At 63.1% G+C, this 17,505-nt stretch carries 17 protein-coding genes; 5 read left to right on the top strand and 12 right to left on the bottom strand.

What is annotated here, in order from left to right; translation table 11 throughout:
- Positions 1-50: 50 nt before the first annotated feature.
- The 3 genes from ACVWVY_RS33350 to ACVWVY_RS33360 all read right to left on the bottom strand — a co-directional run bounded on the left by ACVWVY_RS33350 (position 51) and on the right by ACVWVY_RS33360 (position 3,757).
- A complete protein-coding gene (locus tag ACVWVY_RS33350) occupies positions 51-932 on the bottom strand; it encodes a CDP-alcohol phosphatidyltransferase family protein (RefSeq protein WP_456632373.1) in 882 nt (293 codons plus the stop codon).
- A gap of 79 nt (positions 933-1,011) precedes the next feature.
- The gene (locus ACVWVY_RS33355; protein ID WP_456630362.1) at positions 1,012-1,710 is read right to left on the bottom strand and encodes a phosphatidylserine decarboxylase; all 699 of its coding nucleotides are present in this window, start codon (positions 1,708-1,710) and stop codon (positions 1,012-1,014) included.
- Between the two features lie 58 nt (positions 1,711-1,768).
- Positions 1,769-3,757 (bottom strand): ABCB family ABC transporter ATP-binding protein/permease, encoded by a 1,989-nt coding sequence (locus tag ACVWVY_RS33360; RefSeq protein WP_456630363.1) that lies wholly within the window; start codon positions 3,755-3,757, stop codon positions 1,769-1,771.
- Positions 3,758-3,969: 212 nt separating this feature from the next.
- Between ACVWVY_RS33360 and ACVWVY_RS33365 the strand changes: the two genes are divergently transcribed.
- Complete coding sequence (locus tag ACVWVY_RS33365) at positions 3,970-4,590, top strand: LOG family protein (protein ID WP_456630364.1); 621 nt, start codon at positions 3,970-3,972, stop codon at positions 4,588-4,590.
- 92 nt (positions 4,591-4,682) lie between these two features.
- Here ACVWVY_RS33365 and ACVWVY_RS33370 read toward each other — a convergent pair whose 3' ends face one another.
- The 4 genes from ACVWVY_RS33370 to cysS all read right to left on the bottom strand — a co-directional run bounded on the left by ACVWVY_RS33370 (position 4,683) and on the right by cysS (position 8,827).
- Positions 4,683-5,060, bottom strand: a complete 378-nt coding sequence (locus ACVWVY_RS33370) for a VOC family protein (protein WP_456630365.1) — start codon at positions 5,058-5,060, stop codon at positions 4,683-4,685.
- Between the two features lie 126 nt (positions 5,061-5,186).
- Complete coding sequence (gene cimA, locus ACVWVY_RS33375) at positions 5,187-6,785, bottom strand: citramalate synthase (protein WP_456630366.1); 1,599 nt, start codon at positions 6,783-6,785, stop codon at positions 5,187-5,189.
- On the bottom strand, positions 6,782-7,294 hold the full coding sequence (locus ACVWVY_RS33380; RefSeq protein WP_456630367.1) for a GNAT family N-acetyltransferase: 513 nt from the start codon (positions 7,292-7,294) through the stop codon (positions 6,782-6,784). Before ACVWVY_RS33380 ends, cimA begins: the two co-directional genes overlap by 4 nt.
- Positions 7,295-7,411: 117 nt before the next feature.
- Positions 7,412-8,827 (bottom strand): cysteine--tRNA ligase, encoded by a 1,416-nt coding sequence (gene cysS / locus ACVWVY_RS33385; RefSeq protein ID WP_456630368.1) that lies wholly within the window; start codon positions 8,825-8,827, stop codon positions 7,412-7,414.
- A 301-nt stretch (positions 8,828-9,128) separates the two neighbouring features.
- On the opposite strand from cysS, the gene ACVWVY_RS33390 reads away from it, so the two are divergent.
- Positions 9,129-9,434, top strand: a complete 306-nt coding sequence (locus ACVWVY_RS33390; protein ID WP_456630369.1) for a hypothetical protein — start codon at positions 9,129-9,131, stop codon at positions 9,432-9,434.
- A gap of 171 nt (positions 9,435-9,605) precedes the next feature.
- Positions 9,606-10,772 carry a DUF2865 domain-containing protein gene (locus ACVWVY_RS33395; protein WP_456632374.1) on the top strand — a complete coding sequence of 389 codons (1,167 nt, stop codon included), beginning with the start codon at positions 9,606-9,608 and terminating at the stop codon, positions 10,770-10,772.
- Positions 10,773-10,779: 7 nt separating this feature from the next.
- Here the strand turns inward: ACVWVY_RS33395 and ACVWVY_RS33400 are convergent, their stop codons facing one another.
- The 3 genes from ACVWVY_RS33400 to ACVWVY_RS33410 form a co-directional block, all read right to left on the bottom strand.
- The gene (locus ACVWVY_RS33400; RefSeq protein ID WP_456630370.1) at positions 10,780-12,528 is read right to left on the bottom strand and encodes an NAD+ synthase; all 1,749 of its coding nucleotides are present in this window, start codon (positions 12,526-12,528) and stop codon (positions 10,780-10,782) included.
- A gap of 146 nt (positions 12,529-12,674) precedes the next feature.
- Positions 12,675-13,028 (bottom strand): diacylglycerol kinase, encoded by a 354-nt coding sequence (locus ACVWVY_RS33405; protein WP_456630371.1) that lies wholly within the window; start codon positions 13,026-13,028, stop codon positions 12,675-12,677.
- A 1-nt stretch (position 13,029) separates the two neighbouring features.
- On the bottom strand, positions 13,030-14,418 hold the full coding sequence (locus ACVWVY_RS33410) for a class II 3-deoxy-7-phosphoheptulonate synthase (protein ID WP_456630372.1): 1,389 nt from the start codon (positions 14,416-14,418) through the stop codon (positions 13,030-13,032).
- Positions 14,419-14,590: 172 nt separating this feature from the next.
- Here ACVWVY_RS33410 and ACVWVY_RS33415 point away from each other — a divergent pair, with 172 nt between their 5' ends.
- Positions 14,591-15,496: an alpha/beta hydrolase family protein gene (locus tag ACVWVY_RS33415; protein WP_456630373.1), complete on the top strand. Its 906-nt coding sequence runs from the start codon at positions 14,591-14,593 to the stop codon at positions 15,494-15,496.
- A gap of 141 nt (positions 15,497-15,637) precedes the next feature.
- On the opposite strand, the gene ACVWVY_RS33420 is transcribed toward ACVWVY_RS33415, so the two are convergent.
- Both ACVWVY_RS33420 and ACVWVY_RS33425 read right to left on the bottom strand, forming a co-directional pair.
- The gene (locus tag ACVWVY_RS33420) at positions 15,638-15,991 is read right to left on the bottom strand and encodes a hypothetical protein (protein ID WP_456630374.1); all 354 of its coding nucleotides are present in this window, start codon (positions 15,989-15,991) and stop codon (positions 15,638-15,640) included.
- A 111-nt stretch (positions 15,992-16,102) separates the two neighbouring features.
- Positions 16,103-16,954: a 3-hydroxybutyryl-CoA dehydrogenase gene (locus ACVWVY_RS33425; RefSeq protein WP_456630375.1), complete on the bottom strand. Its 852-nt coding sequence runs from the start codon at positions 16,952-16,954 to the stop codon at positions 16,103-16,105.
- A gap of 251 nt (positions 16,955-17,205) precedes the next feature.
- On the opposite strand from ACVWVY_RS33425, the gene ACVWVY_RS33430 reads away from it, so the two are divergent.
- Positions 17,206-17,406: a hypothetical protein gene (locus tag ACVWVY_RS33430; RefSeq protein ID WP_456630376.1), complete on the top strand. Its 201-nt coding sequence runs from the start codon at positions 17,206-17,208 to the stop codon at positions 17,404-17,406.
- The last annotated feature ends 99 nt before the right edge of the window (positions 17,407-17,505 follow it).

A 17,505-nucleotide genomic window follows, 5' to 3' on the forward strand; every position in this document is an offset into this window, starting at 1 on the left:
CCAACTCGGCGGCGGCTCATGGCAGCTATATCGGCGAGTGGCGAGGATGCTCAGTTCAACCGCGTCGGCCGTTCGTCCTCGGCATCATCAGGGACGGGCGAAAACGTCGCCGCCGGAGATGACGGTGCCGCGGCGTCCGCCACGGGCGCCGGCTGCGCGGCGGCGGCGTTGCGTTCATGGTCGCGATAGGTTTTCCAGCCCCAGGGCAGGCTCCCGAGGTAGAGCACCGAGCCGATCGACAGGATGTGCCAGGGATAGCCGATCAGCAGTGCGACAAAGAACACCACGGAGACAAAAACCGGCAGCACCATTTCCGGCGGCACCCGCATCCGCACCGTCTTGCCGGAAAAGACCGGCAGGCGCGACACCATCAGGAAGCCGATCAAGAGCGTGTAGGACGCGGTCAGCACGGCCGGCGGCTTCGAGACGCCGAGAAACGCCAGATAGAACGGCAGCATCGCAAGGATGGCACCGGCCGGCGCCGGCACGCCGGTGAAATAATTCGCCGCAAAGGGTGGCTTGTTCGGATCGTCGATACTGGCGTTGAAACGCGCCAGCCGCAGGCCGCCGGCAATCGCAAACACCATCGCTGCGATCCAGCCGCCATTGTTCAGCTCATGGAGCTGCCAGAAGTACAGCATCAGGCCAGGCGCAACGCCGAAATTGACAAAATCCGCAAGGCTGTCGAGTTCGGCGCCGAATTTCGACTGGCCCTTGATCATGCGCGCGACACGGCCGTCGACCCCGTCCAGCACGGCCGCGAATACGATGGCGGCAACCGCGAGCTCCATCCGCCCTTCGATCGACAGGCGGATCGCCGTCAGCCCGGCGCAGATCGCGAGCAAGGTGATGACGTTGGGCACCAGCATCCGCACCGGGATCGGGCGAAACCGGCGGCGGCGCAGTTCAGGGTATTTGGGATCTGGGGTCAGCATGGCCAGCTATCATATAGCAAGCGCCGGCCCGGTTCGCCATTGGCGGCGGCCTGGCCCTTCAGGCGGCCCGGGGTGGTTAATCGGCGCGAAACGTCCGTCCCTGCTCGCTGGAGCCGAAATCGGCCAAAATCGTCTCGCCGGCAACCGCCGTTTGGCCCTCGGAAACCAGCGATTTCGAACCTTCGGGCAAATAAACGTCCAGACGCGAGCCAAAGCGGATCAGGCCGAACCGCTCGCCGGCGCCGATTGACTGGCCTTCCCGCACGAATGAGACAATCCGCCGCGCCACCAGGCCGGCGATCTGGACCACGCCGATCCGCCCGTTCGTGGTCGAGATGACAAGCGAATTGCGCTCATTGTCTTCGCTGGCCTTGTCGAGCTCGGCGTTGATGAAGGCGCCGGGCCGGTAGGTGATGCGGTCGATCCGGCCCGCCACCGGGCTGCGGTTCACGTGGCAGTTGAACACGCTCATGAAGATCGAAATGCGCGGCAGCGGCCGGTCGCCGAGGCCGAGTTCGGCCGGCGGCAACACCTGTGCGATCATGGAGACGCGGCCATCGGCCGGCGACACCACGATGCCTTCGCGCACCGGCGTGACGCGAACGGGATCGCGGAAGAACAGCGCGCACCAGACGGTCAAGGCGGTGCCGATCCAGCCGAGCGGCGTCCAGATCCAGAACAGGATCAGGCTGACCGCCGCAAAAGCGCCGATGAAGGGATAACCCTCGGGATGGATCGGCGGGATCTGCGCGCGGATGGAGTTCGCAATCGACATTAGGGCTCGCTGTTATCTGGCCGACTTCGCCGCCTTTGGAAGTAGCGCGGTATTTGGATTATTCCGCGGCAGTTGCCAAGGGATCTTTGGCTGGAGCCGGCCCTTTGGGAGGATCATTGAGCGGATCGTCGACCGGCGGCGGCGCGCGGTTCGGCGCCTCGCGGCCGTCGTCGATCTGGGCGAGTTTCTCCCGCGCCTCCTCGGCCTCGCGCTGCCTGTTCCACATACTGGCATAGAGCCCGCCGGACGCCAAAAGCCCGATGTGGGTGCCACGCTCGGCAATGCGCCCTTGATCCAGCACGATAATTTCATCGGCGCCGACGATGGTCGACAGCCGGTGCGCGATCACCAGCGACGTGCGGCCACGCGAGACGCGCTCGAGCGCTTCCTGGATTTCATGCTCGGTGTGGCTGTCGAGCGCAGACGTCGCCTCATCCAGCACCAGGATCGGCGGCGCCTTCAGCACAGTGCGCGCAATTGCCACGCGCTGCTTCTCGCCGCCCGACAGTTTCAGGCCGCGCTCGCCGACCTGGGTTTCGTAGCCCTTCGGCGACATCCGGATGAAAGTGTCGATCTGCGCCAGTTGCGCTGCCTGCTCGACCTCGGCATCGCCAGCGTCCCATCGGCCGTAGCGGATGTTGTAGCGGATGGTGTCATTGAACAGCACGGTATCCTGCGGCACCATGCCGATCGAGGCACGCAGGCTCGCTTGCGTGACGTTCCTGACGTCCTGGCCGTCGATCAGGATTTTTCCGCTGGAGACGTCATAGAGGCGGAACAGCAGCCGGGAAATCGTCGACTTGCCGGCGCCCGAAGGACCGACGATCGCCACCGTCTTGCCGGCGGGCACCTCGAAGCTGAGGCCCTTGAGGATAGGCCGCTCCGGATCATAAGCAAAGCGCACGTCGTCGAAGCGCACATTGCCGGAGCTGACGACGAGCGGCGCAGCACCCGGGATATCCTTGATCTCGGGATTCCGCTGCAGCACGTTGAACATCTTCTCGATGTCGATGATCGCCTGCTTGATCTCGCGATAGACCATGCCCATGAAATTCAGCGGCTGGTAGAGCTGGATCATCATGGCATTGACCAGAACAAAATCGCCGACCGTATTGGTGCCATTGCGCACGCCCAGCGCGCATATCAACATGATCGTGGTGAGCCCGATTGTGAAGATGACCGCCTGCCCGGTATTGAGCACCGCCAGCGAGGTATAGGTCTTGACGCTGTTGCGCTCGTAGCGCTCCATCGAGCGGTCGTAGCGTTCGGCCTCGCGCTGCTCCGCGCTGAAATATTTCACCGTCTCGTAATTGAGCAGCGAGTCGATCGCCTTGGTGTTCGCCTCGGTGTCGGAATCGTTCATCTTGCGGCGGATTTCGATCCGCCATTCGGTGGCGATGTAGGTGTAGTACATGTAGATCACGACGGTGATCGCGGTGACCAGCACGTAGCGCCAGTCGAACTGCCACAGCAGCACGGCCATCAGCAGCGACACCTCGACGATAGTCGGGATCAACTGCAGGATCACCATCCGCACGATCACCTCGATGCCGGTGCGGCCGCGCTCCAGCACCCGCGTCAAGCCGCCGGTCTTGCGCTCCAGATGGAAGCGCAGCGACAATTCGTGCATGTGGACGAAGGTGATGTAGGCAAGCTTGCGCACCGCATGCATCGCGACGCGGGCGAAGATGCCGTCGCGAAACTGCGTCAATACCGCCATCAGCACCCGCACCGCGCCGTAGCTTGCGGTCATCAACAGGGGCGATGCGATCAGCCACAGCGTCCAGTTCGACGCTTCGACGGGCGCAGAGCCGGTGCCGTTGAGCGCATCGATCGCCCATTTGAAGGTGAACGGCACGATCAGCGTCGCGAGCTTCGCGACCAGCAGCAGCACCATCGACCAGACCACGCGCATCTTCAGGTCCGCGCGATCGCCAGGCCAGATATAGGGCCACAAATGTACCAGCGTCCCGATCAGGGTCGCTTTTTCGGGAGAGCTGCTGGCCGGAGATTGGGCGGCGCCGGCGGGCGAATCAGGATCAGCCATTGCTGTCCGGCCCAACGCAAGATGGCGCACCGCTCGCCGTCAGATGGTTTCTGATGATCTGCATAAGTCCGTCATATAGAGCGTTTAACTCTCCCGTACAGCCTTGAAAGATAAATCTTTCCCCCGTTTGGTTTGATTTCGGGCCTATTTCTGCTGCATCCGCGAAGCAAGCCAGACTTGAGCTTTCCTGGGTGCAGTGCCACATGATCTCTATGGATCAAATCAAAACCGAACAAATCAAAACCGTTTGTGTCTATTGCGGCTCCGGCCCCGGCACCAGCCCCCGCTTTGTCGAAGCTGCCCACGCTCTGGGAAAGGCTTTCGCCGAGAACAATATCCGGCTCGTCTATGGCGGCGGATCGGTCGGGCTGATGGGTGCGATCGCCAAATCCACGCTGGATCACGGTGGCCTGGTCACCGGGATCATTCCGGATTTTTTGCGATCCCGCGAAAACATGCTGACGCGCGTTCAGGAAATGATCGTCACGCCCGACATGCACGAGCGCAAGCGGCTGATGTTCGAACATTCCGATGCGTTCGTCGCGCTGCCCGGCGGCGTCGGCACGCTGGAAGAACTGGTCGAGCAGATGACCTGGCAGCAGCTCGGCCGTCACACCAAGCCGGTGCTGCTCGCCAACATCGACGGATTCTGGGAGCCGCTGATCGCGCTGCTGGCGCATATGCGCGAAACCGAGTTCATCCGCGCGTCGATGGATATCGACATTCTCAAGGCTGAACGGGTCGAAGACATTGTGCCGCGCCTGCGCGCCGCCGCAGCCCGCACTCCCGAAGGCAGCAGGGAAATGGCGCCGGAATTGGCGCGGAAGCTGTAGGCTGTCGGTCGATTCAATTTTGCAGGGTGGGTTAGCCGAAGGCTTAACCCACCGACGCGGCGGATTGAGCTTCGCTAATCCGCCCTACAGATTCACTCGGCCGGAAACGTGACGGCCTCGATGCGGTTACCGTCGGGATCGATGACGAAGGCGGCGTAATATTTGACGCGATCATGCGGCCGCAGGCCCGGCGCGCCGTCGGAGCGACCGCCGGCGCTGAGCGCCGCGGCGTGGAACGCATCGACATCGCCGGTTGCTTTGGCACGCAGGCAGATGTGGGTGCCGCTCTCGGGCGCGACCTTCGCCATGCCGGCGCGCAGGTTGATCCAGAATTCGGGGTAGGTTTTGCCGAAACCGATCGTGGCCGGACGGGTGACGAGGCGTGAGAGGCCGAGCGCAGCCAGTGTCGATTCATAGAACCGCGCGGCGCGTTCGAGGTCGCTGACCCCGACGGAGATGTGGTCGATCATGGAATGGCCCCCTGCTCTCTCCCCGTCATTGCGAGCGCAGCGAAGCAATCTATACTTTCTTTGCGGGACGATGGATTGCTTCGCTGCGCTCGCAATGACGGTGCTTGCGGCACGCCCTGCGTCACCTCACGCCGGCGCGCCTGATTTCACCAGCTTGTAGACCACCGAATCCATCAGCGCCTGGAACGAGGCGTCGATGATGTTGGGCGAGACGCCAATGGTGGTCCAGCTCTCGCCGTTCTCGTCCTCGCTCTCGATCAAGACCCGCGTCACCGCTTCCGTGCCGCCATTGAGGATACGCACGCGGTAATCAATCAGCTTCAGGCCCTCGATGTATTTCTGGTACTTGCCGAGGTCCTTGCGCAGCGCGACGTCGAGCGCATTCACTGGGCCGTTGCCTTCCGCCGCCGAGATCAGGCGTTCGCCGGCGACATCGACCTTCACCACCGCCAGCGCCACCGTGATGCGCTGGCCGTTGGCGTTGTAGCGCTGCTCGACATTGACGTCGAACTGCTCGACCTTGAAATATTCCGGCACGCGGCCGAGGGTGCGCCGCGCCAGTAGATCGAACGAGGCGTTGGCGGATTCATAGGCATAACCCGCAGCTTCCCGCTCCTTCAATTCATCGACCAGGCGCGCCAGCTTTGGATCGCTTTTCTCGTAAACGATTCCGGCGCGGTCGAGTTCGGCCATCACGTTGGAGCGGCCGGCCTGGTCGGACACCAGCACCTTGCGGAGATTGCCGACGGATTCAGGCAACACGTGTTCGTAGCTGTGCGGATCCTTCATCATCGCCGAGGCGTGAATGCCTGCTTTGGTGACGAAGGCGCTTTCGCCGACGTAAGGCGCATGCCGGTTCGGCGCGCGGTTGAGCATGTCATCCAGTGTGCGCGACACCTTCATCAGCGTCGCCAACTTCTCGTCCGTGACAGCGATCTCGAACGCGTCGGAAAACTCGTTCTTCAGGCGCAGCGTCGGGATCAGCGAACAGAGATTGGCGTTGCCGCAGCGCTCGCCGAGCCCGTTCAGCGTGCCCTGGATCTGCCGAGCACCGGCGCGCACCGCGGCCAGCGAATTGGCGACCGCCTGCTCGGTGTCGTTATGGGCGTGGATGCCGACATGGCTGCCCGGGATATGTTTTGTCACGTGGCCTACGATGGTTTCGACCTCATGGGGCATGGTGCCGCCATTGGTGTCGCACAGCACCACCCAGCGCGCGCCGGAATCATAGGCCGCCTTCGCACACGCCAGCGCGAAATCGGCGTTCTCCTTGTAGCCGTCGAAGAAATGCTCGCAATCGACCATCACCTCGCGGCCGGCGGCCTTTGCCGCGTCGACGCTGTCGCGGATCGAGGCGATATTTTCCTCATTGGTGGTCTCCAGCGCCACCCGCACCTGATAGGCCGAGGATTTGGCGACAAAGCAGATCGCATCGGCCTTGGCTTCCAATAGCCCCGCAAGCCCCGGATCGTTCGAAGCCGAGCGGCCGGGACGGCGCGTCATGCCGAACGCCGTGAATTTGGCGTGGTCGAGCTTCGGCTTTTCGGCGAAAAATTCGGTGTCGGTCGGATTGGCGCCGGGATAGCCGCCCTCGACATAGTCGATGCCGAGTTCATCCAGCATCTGCGCGATGATCTGCTTGTCGTGCAGCGTGAAATCGACGCCGTTGGTCTGCGCGCCGTCGCGCAGCGTGGTGTCGAACAGATAGAGGCGTTCGCGGCTCATGTCGGAACTCCCGGCGCTGATCCATCGGCCAGCGTCTTCTGCATCGTGGTGTTGGCGAGCCATTCGCCATTGAGGGTGACGGTGTTGCGCTGCTTGGCGACATAGCCACGCTTCTTGAAGAACGGCTCCGCCGTGTCGCTGGCATCGACCGTCAGGGTTTTCGCCCCCCGCGCGCCCGCCAGCTTCTCCAGTGCGTCGACCAGCATCGAGGCGACGCCCTGCCCGGCCACGCTCGGATGCACGAACAACATGTCGATGTGATCGGCGCCCTTCAGCGAGGCGAATCCAACAGGCGCGTTCTGGATGGTCGCGATCAGCGTCAATTGTCCGGCGAGCTTCTTGCCGAACGCTTCTTCGTCTTCGGCAGAAGCAGCCCAGGCTTCCTGCTGCGCCTCGCTGTAGTCGTCGCCGGTCAGCTCCTCGATGGCGGCAACGAAGATCGCCGCCAGCATCGGAACATCCGCTGGCAGATACGGCCGCAAGCCGGGTTTGGGTAACGCTTGTCCCATCGCGTCAAAACACTCCGAACAATCGCAAGGCCAGCACGACCGCGGCAACGATCAGCGCCCATTTGATGAAGATGTAATAGCGCCAATGTTTTGGGAACGGCGTATCGGGCTTATCCATCACGCGATCTCCCAGGTGGTTACAGGTTTTCCGTCTGCATCCTTGCCATCCTTGATGGCGACGCCCATGGCGGCAAGTTCGTCACGGATACGATCGGACTCCTTGAAGTCCTTTCGCGCGCGCGCGGCTGCGCGCTCCGCAATCAGGCGATCGACTTGGTGCGGATCGACGCCGCTCTCCTGCTGCTTGCGTCCCTTCCAGGCCGCGGCGCTCATCGAGAGGAAGCCGAGCAGCCGGAGCGAGGCAGCAAACTCGCCGCGTTCAAGGTCGCCGCCCGACGCCGCCGCATTGCGCAGGCCGTGCAGAACAGCCATGGCCTGCGCTGTGTTGAGATCGTCATGGAGCGCCTCGATCATGGCCGGCGACGGCTGGCCGCCCTCGGCGTCGGCCGCAACCGCATACCAATCGTCGAGCGTCTTCGCGCTCTCTTCCGCACCCTTCAGGGTCCAGTCGAGCGGCGAGCGGTAATGCGTCTTGAGCATGCCCAGACGCAACACCTCTCCCGGCCAATCAGCCAGCAATTCGCGGATCGTGAAGAAGTTGCCGAGCGACTTCGACATCTTCTCGCTTTCGAGCTGCAGGAAGCCGTTGTGCATCCACACATTCGCCATGCGGTCGGAATGAAACGCGCAGCAGGTCTGCGCGAGTTCGTTCTCATGGTGCGGGAACACCAGATCGATACCGCCACCATGAATGTCGAATTTTTCGCCGAGATGCTTCCAGGCCATCGCCGAGCATTCGATGTGCCAGCCGGGGCGGCCTTCCGCCTTGATTCCCGATGGCGACGGCCATGACGGCTCGCCCGGCTTCGACGGCTTCCACAGCACGAAGTCGGTGTTGTCGCGCTTGTAGGGCGCGACGTCGACGCGGGCGCCCGCGATCATTTCGTCGAGCGAGCGTTTCGACAGCGCGCCGTAGCGCGGCATCACGGAATTGGCTTCGTTCATCGCCTGCGGCGAGAACAGCACGTGGTCTTCGGCGACATAGGCAAAGCCGCCGGCCACCAGCTTCTCGATGATCGCCCGCATCTCCGGAATATGTTCGGTCGCGCGCGGCTGCACCGTCGGGGCCAAGCAGCCGAGCGCGGTGACATCGTCCTGATATTGCTGATAGGTCTGTTCCGTGACCTTGCGGATCGCCTCGTTCAGCGGCACGCCCGGATAATCGCGTGCGGCGCGGACGTTGATCTTGTCGTCGACGTCGGTGATGTTGCGGACATAGGTCACATGGTCGGCGCCGTAGCGATGGCGCAAGACGCGGAACAACACGTCGAACACGATCGCCGCGCGACCGTTGCCGATATGGGCGAAGTCATAGACCGTCGGTCCGCAGGCATACATGCGGACGTTATTCGGATCGATCGGCGTGAACGGCCGCTTCTCCTTGGTCAACGTATCGTAGAGGCGCAGTTCCATGGAATACCCATCCGTTGCGGCCGGGCGTCCAGTGATCTCGGTTGGGAGAAAAGACGGCCTCAGCCAGCGAATCGCTAGCTAATAATCTCGCGGCAAATGCTGCAGATGGCGAGGATACCGTTCATGGTTCCACCATTGCGGTATCGGTGGGACGTCGTCAAGGCCTTGCTTGTGCCCGATTCGGGGCCGATCAGGCCGCCGACCCCCGCCATTCCTGCCACCTGCGGGCTCATGGTTAATCATTATTAACGCTTTGGGCCTATTCGTGAGGGCGGTTCCTCATCCCCTGCCGGTGTCATCCATGCGACTTTCCTCAGCACTCATTGCCAGTGCGTTCCTGCTCGCCGCCTCGGCCGCTTACGCCGACAGCCGCGTTTTCATCGTCGCCAACCAGGCGGACGGCTATGGCGTCGACCAGTGTCTGGCCAGAGGCGACAAGTGTGGCGCCCATGCCGCCCGCTCCTACTGCCAGTCACGGGAATTTGCACAAGCCACCGCCTATCGCCGCGTCGATCCCGACGAAATCACCGGCGCGGTTCCGAGCGGCGGCGATCGGTGCTCAGGGTCGGTCTGCGGCGAATACGTCGCCATCACCTGCCAGCGCTAGCGCCGATTATACCGTGGAATCAAGGGCCGGTGTGCCACACCTGCGCCCCGGAAACGACGTGACGCTGCCCCGAGAAGCAGGTATTGGATGCGAACTTGGTTGCAGAACGCTGCCTTGGCCGCGCCATATCAGGCTGACAAGCCGCGCGGATCAGTTCTCTCGTGGCCGGATATGCTGGAAATTCGCAACGCTGCCCTGTCCCTTCGGGTTTTGACCTGCGCCGTCCTGCTCGGCATCGCCCCGGGCGCGCCCGCTTTGGCGCAGACGAACGACGACGCCATGGCGCAGATGAACCAGGATGCCCCGCCGCAGCAGGGCGCGCAGGGCAATCCGATCTGCATCCGGCTCGAAGGACAATTGGCGACCATCGACCGCGGCGCCGGCACCGGCGACCCCGCCAAGGATGAACAGATCCGCCGCTATCAGGAGGCCCAGGCCAAGCAACAGGCTGAATTCGATCGGGTCACGCTGCAGGCCAAGCGGATGGGCTGCGAAAGCTCGGGCTTCTTCTCGCTGTTCAACGGCCGCTCCGCCCAGTGCGGTCCGGTCAACAACCAGATTCAGCAGATGCGCGCCAATCTCGACCAGATCACCACCAGCCTGGAGCGCTTGCGCAGCGGCGGCATCGGCGGCGCCGACCGCGAAAATCAGCGCCGCTCGGTGCTGACGGCGCTCGCGCAGAACAATTGCGGCCCGCAATATGCCGCTGCCGCGCGCGGTCCCGGCAACTTCATCGACAGCCTGTTCGGCAACAACAATAACAACACGCTGCCGCCCCCCAGCGCCGATTTTGGCGCACCGTCCGGCACCTTCCGCACCGTCTGCGTCCGCACCTGCGACGGCGGCTATTTCCCGGTGTCGTTCGCCACCTACCAGCAGCGATTTCAGGACGACGAGCGGACCTGCAAGGCGCTTTGCCCGGCGACGGAAGCGACGCTGTTCACCTACCGCAATCCCGGCGAGGACATCAATCAGGCCGTCTCGATCAGCGGTCAGCCTTATTCGTCGCTGCCGAACGCATTCAAATTCCGCACCGAGTTCTCCGCGTCCTGCGCCTGCAAGGCCGCAGGCCAGACCTGGTCGGAAGCGCTGAAATCGGTCGACGACCGGGCCGGCGTCGAACAAGGCGACATCATCGTCACCGAGGAGAGCGCGAAGCGGATGCAGCAGCGCGCGCAGCCGAAGGGCGCGCCGCCACCGCCCAAGAAGGGCGCAGCGCCTGCCGGCACCGCCGCCGCACCGGCTACAACAACCGCCCCGGCCGATACGACTGCGGCCGCCGCCGACAAGGAAAAGGTCCGCACGGTGGGCCCAACCTTCATCCCGCCGAAGCAGTAGAGCCGCTTTACCCCTCGAACGCTTCCGCCGACGCACGGCCGGCGCGGGCGACCAGTTTTTCGTCGGGCGCGGGCAGCGCCTTGCCGTTGTCGCGGAAGCGGTTGGTGATGGGATAGCGGCGGTCGCGGCCAAAGTTCTTTTCCGTCACTTTGACGCCCGGCGCCGCCTGCCGCCGCTTGTATTCGGCAACGTTGAGCAGCCGGTCGATCCGCGTCACCACGTCAGCCGGGAAACCGGCCGCGATGATCGAGGCCAGCGGCTCCTCGCGCTCGACCAGCCGCTCGAGGATGGCGTCGAGCACCTCATAGGGCGGCAGCGAATCCTGGTCGGTCTGGTTCTCGCGCAACTCGGCCGTCGGCGGCCGCGTGATGATGTTGACCGGAATCACCTCTCCGGATGGCCCCAGCGCACCGTCGGGCTTCCATTCGTTGCGCAGGCTCGACAACCGAAACACTTCGGTCTTGTAGATGTCCTTGATCGGATTAAAGCCGCCGTTCATGTCGCCATAGATCGTGGCGTAGCCGACCGACATTTCCGACTTGTTGCCGGTCGTGACCACCATCGCGCCGGTCTTGTTCGAAATCGCCATCAACAGCGTGCCGCGGGTGCGCGCCTGCAGGTTTTCCTCGGTGATGTCGCGCGGCAGGCCGGCGAACGGACCGGACAGGATTTTTTCAAAGCCGTTCACGGCATCGGCAATCGGCAGCACCTCGTAGGGAAAGCCGAGCGCTTTCGCGAGCTTGGCGGCATCATCGAGCGACACCTGCGCGGTGAAACGGAACGGCAGCATCACGCCGCGGACCTGTTCGGCGCCGAGCGCGTCGACCGCGATCGCGGCGCACAGCGCGGAATCGATGCCGCCGGAGACGCCGAGCAATATGCCGGGGAATCCGTTCTTGCGGACGTAATCGCGCAGGCCCAGCACACAGGCAGCGTAATCTCCCTTGTCGCCCTCGACCAGCGGTACGACCGGCCCGGAACAGCGCCAGCCGTCGGCGCCCTTGGTCCAGTGCAGCGTGACGATGCTCTCCTCGAAGGCGGGCAGTTGCGCCGCGACCGAAAGATCGGCGTTGAGCGCGAACGACGCGCCGTCGAACACCAATTCGTCCTGTCCGCCGATCTGGTTGAGATAGACCAGTGGCAAGCCGCTCTCGGTGACGCGAGCGACCGCGACCGACAGCCGGAGATCGTTCTTGTCGCGCGCGTAGGGCGAGCCGTTCGGCACCACCAGAATTTCCGCGCCGGTCTCGGCGAGGCATTCGACGATGTTTTCGTACTCCTCGGACTCTTCGAGCCAGATGTCCTCGCAGATGGGAACGCCGACCCGGACGCCCTTGACCATCACCGGACCCGCGGCAGGACCGCGCGCGAACAGGCGCTTTTCGTCGAACACGCCATAATTCGGCAGGTTCGCCTTGAAACGAAGCGAGATGCGCCCCTCATCGAGCAGCGCGCAGGCATTATAGAGCTTGCCGTCTTCGACCCAGGGCGTGCCGATCAGCACCGCGGGCCCGCCGCCCGCGGTCTCGCGCGCCAATTCCTCGACGGCGGCTCGGCAGGCGGCCTGGAACGCGGGCTTCAGCACCAGGTCTTCCGGCGGATAGCCGGTGATGAACAGTTCCGGCAGCACCAGCAGATCGGCGCCGTCGGCCTTGGCCTTGTCACGCGCGGCGCGCGCCTTGGCGGCGTTGCCGGTGACATCGCCGACCGTCGGGTTCAACTGCGCCAGCGTGATCTTGAAGGTTGGTTCGGTCATGGGAGCGATGGTGCCTTGCACAAGAGCAAACTGCAAATGCTCGCTTCAAAGCGTTTTCAAGCGAAGTGGGTACCGGTTCGCGTAAAGAAAACGCGTCAAAACAAAAACTTAGATATGCGGTTCTGATCCAGATCAGTACCGCATATCTAGAAACCGCCTATGCGCTCAGCGATGGCAAACAGCCAGAATGCGCCGGCCATCAGCAGCGCCACGCCGACGGCGGCCGATCCCATGTCCTTGACCTGGCCGATTTTCAGATCGTGGTCGGTGGTGAGGCGGTCGGCGAGCTTTTCGATTGCGGTGTTGAGCAGTTCGACCACCAGGACAAAGGCGACGGCCGCGACCAGTTCCAGGCTGCGCATGGCGGTCGTGCCGATCAACCAGGCCAGCGGCACCGAAAGCGCCAGCGCGAAAATTTCCTCGCGGACAGCCTGCTCCGACCGGATCGCAAAGGCGAGTCCGTTTCGGGTGTTGATCGTGGCCCGCCAGAGTCGCAGCAAGTCAAAGTCCCGCTGCGGCCGGCATCGGCTTTTCCTTGCCAGCGCGTTCCTGCTTGAGCAGTTCGGCGATCAGGAAGGCCATGTCGATCGATTGCTCGGCGTTGAGGCGGGGATCGCAGACCGTGTGATAGCGGTCGTTGAGGTCCTCGTCGGTGATCGCGCGGGCGCCGCCGATGCATTCGGTGACGTCCTGCCCGGTCATTTCCAGGTGGACGCCGCCGGCATGCGTGCCTTCGGCGGCATGGATGGCGAAGAACGACTTCACCTCCGACAGCACCCGGTCGAACGGGCGGGTCTTGTAGCCCGAGGTCGAGGTGATGGTGTTGCCGTGCATGGGATCGCAGGACCAGACGACGACGCGCCCTTCCCGCTGCACGGCGCGGATTAGCGGCGCCAGATGATCGCCGACCTTGTCGGAGCCGAAGCGGTTGATCAGCGTCAGCCGTCCGGACTCGTTGTCGGGATTGAGGATATCGATCAGCTTCAAGAGCTCATCCGGCTTCAGCGACGGACCGCATTTCAGGCCGATCGGATTCTTGATGCCGCGGAAATATTCGACATGGCCGTGGTCGAGCTGGCGGGTGCGATCGCCGATCCAGATCATGTGGCCCGAGGTCGCGTACCAGTCGCCGGTGGTGGAATCGACCCGCGTAAAGGCCTGCTCGTAACCCAGCAGCAGCGCCTCGTGGCTGGTGTAGAAATCGGTGGCGCGCAATTCGGGATGGCTTTCGAGATCGAGGCCACAGGCGCGCATGAAATTCAGCGCGTCCGAGATACGGTCCGCCAGTTCCTTGTAGCGGCGCGACTGCGGAGAATCCTTCAGGAAACCGAGCATCCACTGATGCACGCTGCCGAGATTGGCAAAGCCGCCGGTCGCAAACGCGCGAAGCAGGTTCAGCGTCGCCGCCGATTGACGATATGCCATCAGCTGGCGCTGCGGATCAGGGATCCGCGACTCCGCCGTGAAGGCAATGTCGTTGATGATGTCGCCGCGGTAGCTCGGCAGCTCGACGCCATTGATCTTTTCCGTGTTCGACGAACGCGGTTTTGCAAATTGCCCGGCGATGCGGCCGACCTTCACTACCGGCAGCGCGCCGGCATAGGTCAGCACCACGGCCATCTGCAGCAGCACGCGGAAGAAATCGCGGATGTTGTTGGCGCCGTGCTCGGCGAAGCTCTCGGCGCAATCGCCGCCCTGCAACAGGAAGGCTTCGCCCGCGGCGACCCGCGCCAGCGACTTTTTCAAGTTGCGGGCCTCGCCGGCAAACACCAGCGGCGGAAACGTGGCGAGCTGCGCCTCGACGTCGGCCAATGCCTTGGCATCGGGATAATCGGGCACCTGCAGCACCGGCCTAGTGCGCCAGCTATCGGGCGTCCACCGCTCGGACATGACGTTAACTCCTGAGCAAAAACCGCAACTTACAAGCGATTGTGAAGGCCGCCTTATACACAGGCCTTACGCTCACCGCCAGTTAGATTTCCGGTAGTCCTGACAAGCCCTTGCGGCAAAAGCCGATTTCGCTTTTGCTGTCGCCGCTCGCAAAAGCTGGCAGGAGAACACGGTGGCCGAGCCGGGGGAAGACGACGTATTCAGCGACGATATCACGGTGCCCGCGACGGATGGATACCCCCTTGCCGCGACGCTGTTTCTGCCCCGCGGGGCCAAGCGCCACGCCGTCCTGATCAATTCGGCGACCGCGATCCCCCGCAAGCTCTACCGGGGCTTTGCCGGCTATCTCGCCAAGCGCGGCTGCGCGGTTTTGATTTACGACTATCGCGGCACCGGCGATAGCAGGCAGCAGGCGCTGACCGGCTTCAACCAGCCGAAATCGCTGGTCGGCTTCAAGGCCTCGATGTCGGACTGGGCCGCACAGGATGTTACGGCTGCGGTCGCCTGGATGCGCGAGCGCTACAAGGCGCTCCCCTTCGCCTACGTCGGACATTCGTTCGGCGGCCAGGCGCTCGGCCTGTTACCGAACAATTCGGAGATTTCGCGCGCGCTGTTCATTGCGGCCCAGGCCGGCTACTGGAAGCTGATGGCCTCGCCGGAGCGCTACCGCGTCTACGCGATGCTGAATTTTATCGGCGTCCCCCTCACCCGCACGCTCGGCTACATGCCAGGCAAGGCCGGCCTCGGCATGGATTTGCCGAAGGACGCGTTTCTGCAATGGGTCGGCTGGGTGATGAGCCCGCGCTACCTGTTCGACGATTCCAGGCTCGAAGCCCTGCAGAATTTTCCGAGATACCAGGGCGCGTTGCGCGCGCTGTGCATGTCCGACGATCCCTGGGCGACGCGGCCCGCGGTCGAACTGCTCTGCTCGGGGTTTACCACGATCAAGCCAGAGATCGTCACGGTGACGCCCGCCGATACCGGCGCGAGCAGGATCGGCCACATGGGCTTCTTCCGGCCCGAACATCGCGACACGCTGTGGCGCGGGGCGGCGGAGTGGATCGAGGCGGGGGAGTAGGTTCTCTGCGTTGCGAGCGAAGCTTATAGCCCGTATGAGCGAAGCGATATCCGGGGCGGTGTTGGCGTGGTCCCGGATGTCGCTGCGCTCATCATCCGGGCTACGAAGCTGAAACGACTTCGCGTGCTCGTGTTGTGTTCGCTAGACGCGTCTGAACGCTATCGCGCGGGCGAGCGATCGGGCTCGCGTACGAACCGCGCCGCCATCGTTGCCGCTATGGACGATCCACTGGCCGTCGGGTGTTTGTCCGGTAATGATCCCGACGTGATGAGACCAGACCACCACCACGCCGATTCCGGGGCGCCCGGCGTTCATGCCTTCGCTCGCCCAGGAGCGCGCGAGCGCAAGGCGACGATCCGGTTTTCCAAGATATTTGCTTAAGTAGCTGCCGCACCAGCCCCGGTAACCGTGATGCCGATGTTGGGGGCGCGCCTCTGCCTGAATGGAAGAAAAGACGAGCAGGAACGCCGACGCGACAAGAAAGGGCTTTAGCATCGATTACTCCACAAAACGCTGGTGGCGGGGCAGACGCGCGCCCAACAGCGTTCTTCGTGGATTGTTCCTGCATGGCTGCCATTTCGCGGCGACCCTACCCTCCCGCGACCTTCACTTGCCGTAGCTGTAAAACCCCTGTCCGGTCTTGCGGCCGAGATGGCCGGCAGCGACCATTTCCTTCAGCAGCGGCGCGGGGCGATATTTCGGATCGTTGAAGCCCTGATAGAAGACTTCCATCACCGACAGCATGGTGTCCAAACCGATCATGTCAGCGAGCGCCAGCGGGCCGATCGGATGGTTGCAGCCGAGCTTCATGCCGGCGTCGAGGTCTTCCGCCGTGGCGATGCCTTCCTGAAGCGCAAAGATCGCCTCGTTGATCATCGGGCAGAGGATGCGGTTGACCGCAAAGCCCGGGCTGTTTTTCGCCGTTATGGAAACCTTGCCGATCCGCTTTGCAAAGGCTTCGGCCTTGGCATGGGTATCGTCGGACGTCTGCAAACCGCGGATCAATTCCAACAGCGCCATCAACGGCACCGGATTGAAGAAGTGCAGACCGATGAAGCGGTCCGGGCGATCGGTCGCCGCGGCGAGCTTGGTGATCGAGATCGAGGAGGTGTTGGTGGCGAGCAGCGCCCGCGGCTGCAGTTTTGCGCAGAGATCCCTGAGGATCTTCACCTTCAACTCTTCGTTCTCGGTCGCCGCTTCGATGACGAGATCGCAGGTCGAAAACTTCGCGGTGTCCGTGCTCGTCGTGATCCGCGCCAACGCGGCCTGCCGGTCGGCATCGGTCATCTTCTGCTTGTTGACCAGCCGCTCCAGGCTGTTCGAGACGACCGACATGCCGCGCGTGAGTGCGGCATCGGAAATGTCGGTCATGACCACGGGGAGACCGGCCGCGGCACACACCTGCGCGATGCCGTTGCCCATGGTTCCCGCACCTACGATACCGATTGTTTCGATCATTGTTCGTATAACTCCGTTCTTGAAGGCTGGGTTACACCGTTAGCAGAGCGCGGCGGGCATCGGTAGTCCGTACGCTCATACCGGGGCGTGCTCGTGGGAGGACCCAGTCCTATCCCCCAACAGGCGCGAAGGTCGGCTTGGGCAGTCCCGGGCCCAAAATTACAGCACAGTGCTGGACCTCATCTCGGAACAATCAAGGAGAGCCGGCCTTAGCTCTTTGAACATTTCAATACAGCCGACGAGACACGCCTATGGACCTCCTCCCCGTTGACCGCGCGCTAAGCATCTACGAAACCCTCGCCGATCGTTCCGCGATCAAGGGTACCAGGGAGCGCCTCTCGAAGCACCTGATGAAGATCTATCTTGAAGGTGAAAAAGACCCGCACCGGCTCACGGTGCACGGGCTGTCTTATCTTCGCGATCTCGATCGCGATATTGACTCGCGAAACTGACTGCTGGCTCGGTCCTAATTCTTCAGCGCGTCGCGCTGCTTTCGGAGCGAATTTCGGCGGGAAATTTTCGCTTTCGCAGCGTCGACTTGTCCCGCTCTC

Source organism: Bradyrhizobium sp. URHC0002, assembly GCF_054059515.1.

What these genes read in the sequence shown, in the direction of transcription:
- ACVWVY_RS33355 (WP_456630362.1), bottom strand. Translation starts at nt 1,710, where the DNA reads ATGTCGATTGCGAACTCCATCCGCGCGCAGATCCCGCCGATCCATCCC.
- ACVWVY_RS33360 (WP_456630363.1), bottom strand. Translation starts at nt 3,757, where the DNA reads ATGGCTGATCCTGATTCGCCCGCCGGCGCCGCCCAATCTCCGGCCAGC.
- ACVWVY_RS33365 (WP_456630364.1), top strand. Translation starts at nt 3,970, where the DNA reads ATGGATCAAATCAAAACCGAACAAATCAAAACCGTTTGTGTCTATTGC.
- ACVWVY_RS33370 (WP_456630365.1), bottom strand. Translation starts at nt 5,060, where the DNA reads ATGATCGACCACATCTCCGTCGGGGTCAGCGACCTCGAACGCGCCGCG.
- cimA (WP_456630366.1), bottom strand. Translation starts at nt 6,785, where the DNA reads ATGAGCCGCGAACGCCTCTATCTGTTCGACACCACGCTGCGCGACGGC.
- ACVWVY_RS33380 (WP_456630367.1), bottom strand. Translation starts at nt 7,294, where the DNA reads ATGGGACAAGCGTTACCCAAACCCGGCTTGCGGCCGTATCTGCCAGCG.
- cysS (WP_456630368.1), bottom strand. Translation starts at nt 8,827, where the DNA reads ATGGAACTGCGCCTCTACGATACGTTGACCAAGGAGAAGCGGCCGTTC.
- ACVWVY_RS33390 (WP_456630369.1), top strand. Translation starts at nt 9,129, where the DNA reads ATGCGACTTTCCTCAGCACTCATTGCCAGTGCGTTCCTGCTCGCCGCC.
- ACVWVY_RS33395 (WP_456632374.1), top strand. Translation starts at nt 9,606, where the DNA reads ATGCTGGAAATTCGCAACGCTGCCCTGTCCCTTCGGGTTTTGACCTGC.
- ACVWVY_RS33400 (WP_456630370.1), bottom strand. Translation starts at nt 12,528, where the DNA reads ATGACCGAACCAACCTTCAAGATCACGCTGGCGCAGTTGAACCCGACG.
- ACVWVY_RS33410 (WP_456630372.1), bottom strand. Translation starts at nt 14,418, where the DNA reads ATGTCCGAGCGGTGGACGCCCGATAGCTGGCGCACTAGGCCGGTGCTG.
- ACVWVY_RS33420 (WP_456630374.1), bottom strand. Translation starts at nt 15,991, where the DNA reads ATGCTAAAGCCCTTTCTTGTCGCGTCGGCGTTCCTGCTCGTCTTTTCT.
- ACVWVY_RS33425 (WP_456630375.1), bottom strand. Translation starts at nt 16,954, where the DNA reads ATGATCGAAACAATCGGTATCGTAGGTGCGGGAACCATGGGCAACGGC.
- ACVWVY_RS33430 (WP_456630376.1), top strand. Translation starts at nt 17,206, where the DNA reads ATGGACCTCCTCCCCGTTGACCGCGCGCTAAGCATCTACGAAACCCTC.